Raw genomic sequence first — 3229 nt, 5'->3', positions numbered from 1 at the left:
GCCGCGCGCCGGCGGCCCGGGCTCGTCGTCGCAGGCGGCCAGTACCGGCACAGCGGCGAGGATCCCGGCCGCCACGAGGGCGAGGGGCAGGGTGCGCGTCGGTGTACGCGTCGGCGTGCGCCTCTGATTGCGCGTCGGCTTGCGCCTCGGTGTGCGTAAGGTCACGGAACTCGTCATTCCCCGGGGTCAGCGGCCGAACCGGAGGGTGCTGAGTTCGGTGTACAGAGCGGGCAGCCGCGCCTCCACCGCGGCCGCGGCGGCGCGCTCGTGCTCCACCAGCCCGTACAGAGCCTCGCGCACGTGCCCGTCGGGCGCCTCGCCGGCCCATTCCAGCAGTGTGTGACGGCACACGGTGCTGTCCTGGTGCTCGCCGAGCAGGCCCTGAAGGGCCGCCAGGACGCGCAGGGGGTGGCGGAGCAGTTCCGGATACGCGCGCTCCACGCCGCGTCCGGTGTCCAGCATGGGCTTGGCCCGCTTGCGGACCTCGTGCAGCGCGTCCGCCCGCGCGTCGTCGTCCCCGATCGCCGACGCGGCCGCGAGTTCTTCGACGAGCGGCCGCCAGGCCGCGCGGAACCGGTCACCGAGCCCGGCGGCGGCCTCCGGCACCGGGCCGTCCGCCTTGGCGTCCAGGGCGGCGACGAACGCCTTGTAGCGGGGGCCGTCGAGGATCCGCACGAGTTCCCGCCTGGCCGGGTCACGGGACCGCGCGAGCCGCTCGGCCGCCCACTGGGCGGGAGCACCGGTCATCGCCGGATGCTCCAGCACCCGCTGCCCGGTCACGTCGAGGTGCCGGACCGCACTGAGGTGTTCCCTGAGCCACGAGCAGTCCGCGACCAGTCCGGTGTCCGGGGACCCCGTCTCCTCCAGCGCGCACCACACACTGCCGAGCCGGCGCGCTGCGTTGCGCATCGCCTTCACCGCCTCGGACCGGTTGCGGCGCACCAGCGGCTCGCGCGAGACCAGCCTGTCCCGCTCCCTCCGCACATACGCGCCGAGAGCCACGGAGACCTCCACGCCCATCAGCACTCCTCCCGTCCGGACGACATCCGCGCCGGACGTCAAGGATGGTCCGGACGAGCCGATGGACACACCGCAAGGCGCGGCGTATGCCTCGATCGGCGGTATGTGCGGGATATGAGTGAACTTCCGTTCCAGGCATCCGCGCGTTCTCGTTGGCCGCAGTGAGACCACCACCCCTCGGCAGTGCCCCACGGCGAAAGGACCCCCATGCGTTCCGCGCGTCGATACCAACGGTACGCATTCGTCTGCGCCGCACTCGTGGCCGCCCTCGCGGGCCCGCCGCCCGCCCAGCCGGTCCGCGCGTCCGCGCCCACCGCCCGGATTCCCGACTGCCTGGGCCGGGAGGGCGGCCACGACAACCCGAGCATGACCATGACCAACAGGGAGTGGGCGTACGCGCGGAACAACCGGCTCGGGGCCGAGCGGTACGCGACCTGCCGCTTCGTCATCACGCACCGGCACACCTATGTGGACTTCAGCCAGCGGGTCATGTCCGACACGTTCGGCGCCTGCGACGGACCCGCGTGGGGCCTGGAGCTGAAGGCGTTCGGATCGATCAGCAGGTCGAGGGCGAGATCGCGCGGCCGGTCCGTCACGAACGAGATCACCGCGAGCATCGCCGAGGGGCTGTCCCTCGCGCTCGGCGGCAGCCGCTCGCGGGAGGAGAGCACCACCTGGGAGAACGTGAGGGCCGCCGAGTCGAACATCAAGCTCGACGTTCCCGCCGGCAAACGCGTCTACTACCAGTACGCGCCCTGGTTCCAGAGAAGCGACGGCTTTCTGCGGATGACCTACTGGAAGAACAATCCGGGCGGCCGGTCGCGGGTGGAGGACGTGGACCTGACGACCGACACCCCGATCCGCAAGGCCGACGGAACACCGCGCCTGGACTACCAGACCAGATGGTTGCCGTGCCCCCATTGGCGCGGGACGAGGGGTGAGGACGCGAAGAAGCAGGACGACGCGAAGAAGGACGACGCGAAGAAGGACGACTCCAAGAAAGACGACTCCAAGAAGGACGACTCGAACAAAGCCGGCTCCGAGAAGAGCGGCACCAAGGCCGGCGGCACCGGCTGAGCCGAGCCGGAGCCTAGGTCTCCCGGTGCCCCCAACCGAGCACATGCTGCTCGGCTGCGGGCTTGTAGACCTCGCCCGTCGCTTCTTCCCGGTCCTTCCCGGCCTGCCCGGTCTTCGCCGCCTTCACGGTCTTCGCGGTCTTCGCCGCCCTCGCCGCCGTCGCCTGCTGCTCGCGTTCGCGTTCGGCGGCCCACTCCTCCTTGTGCTGGTGCCTTCTCCTCAGCAGCCCGGCCATGGCCGATCCCACCTCTCGTACTCCGGCCCCTCTTCCACAAGGTTCACACGAGCACACACCGCACGCACACCCACGACTGGAACACGGGGGACGCGCGCGGGAGCCTGGAGGCATGGGGTCGCTCTCGCGTTCAGCTCCCCCGTCCCGGGCGAGAGCCCCCGGCCGGGGGCTCTTCGCGCTGGGGCAGTGCGTGCCGTTCGCGATCGCCGCGCTGGTGGTGGTCATCGAGCTCTCACCCGCGCATTTCCTGTACACCGGTCCCCTCCTCACGGCGACGCCCGCGCTGGCGGCGGTGACCATGGGCCCCCGGGGCACGCTCGCGGCGATCGTCGTCGCCGTGGCCGTCAGCGTGACCACCGCGACGTACAACGGAGCCTGGGGAACCCAGCAGGTCTACACCAACCTGCTGGCCCTGTTCCTGGTGTCCGCGGCCGGCATCACGGCGAGCAGCGCCGCGCGGACACGCAGACAGGGCGAGCTGGACCAGGTCCGCCGGATCGCGGAGGCGGCGCAGGAGGTCATCCTGCATCCCGTCCCCGAACGGCTGGGTCCGCTGCGGGCCGCCGGCATGTACCTCGCGGCCGAGGAGGGGGCGCAGATCGGCGGCGACCTGTACGAGGTCCTTCAGACCCGGTACGGCGTCCGGATGATCGTGGGGGACGTCCGGGGCAAGGGGCTGCCGGCCGTGCGCTCGGCCGCCGCGGTGCTCGGCGCCTTCCGCGAGGCCGCGCAGTACGAGGACGATCTCGCCGAGGTAATGAGCCACTGCACGGCCGCGCTGCGCCGGGAGGCCGCCGTACCGGGTGCGTTCGACCAGGTCGCTCTGGTGGAGGGGTTCGTCACCGTTCTCGTGGCCCAGGTGCCGGACGCACCCGTGGTCGAGGTGGTCAACCGCGG

4 protein-coding genes are annotated in these 3229 nt (G+C 71.7%); 2 read left to right on the top strand and 2 right to left on the bottom strand.

Annotated features, from left to right (window positions below; genetic code table 11):
- Nucleotides 1-186 precede the first annotated feature (186 nt).
- Nucleotides 187-1020, bottom strand: a complete 834-nt coding sequence (locus AB0K09_RS31735; RefSeq protein ID WP_366068848.1) for a CHAD domain-containing protein — start codon at nucleotides 1018-1020, stop codon at nucleotides 187-189.
- 207 nt (nucleotides 1021-1227) lie between these two features.
- Here AB0K09_RS31735 and AB0K09_RS31730 point away from each other — a divergent pair, with 207 nt between their 5' ends.
- Complete coding sequence (locus tag AB0K09_RS31730) at nucleotides 1228-2097, top strand: hypothetical protein (protein ID WP_366068847.1); 870 nt, start codon at nucleotides 1228-1230, stop codon at nucleotides 2095-2097.
- Nucleotides 2098-2110: 13 nt separating this feature from the next.
- Here AB0K09_RS31730 and AB0K09_RS31725 read toward each other — a convergent pair whose 3' ends face one another.
- The gene (locus AB0K09_RS31725; protein ID WP_366068846.1) at nucleotides 2111-2332 is read right to left on the bottom strand and encodes a hypothetical protein; all 222 of its coding nucleotides are present in this window, start codon (nucleotides 2330-2332) and stop codon (nucleotides 2111-2113) included.
- 112 nt (nucleotides 2333-2444) lie between these two features.
- Between AB0K09_RS31725 and AB0K09_RS31720 the strand changes: the two genes are divergently transcribed.
- Nucleotides 2445-3229 (top strand): SpoIIE family protein phosphatase (locus AB0K09_RS31720; RefSeq protein WP_366068845.1); only part of this gene is annotated, 785 nt, incomplete at its 3' end.

The sequence above is a fragment of the Streptomyces sp. NPDC049577 genome, from assembly GCF_040675635.1.
Lineage (GTDB): Bacteria > Actinomycetota > Actinomycetes > Streptomycetales > Streptomycetaceae > Streptomyces.
Note: the sequence above shows the minus strand (reverse complement) of the source record. Positions and strands in the feature narration are given on the sequence as shown.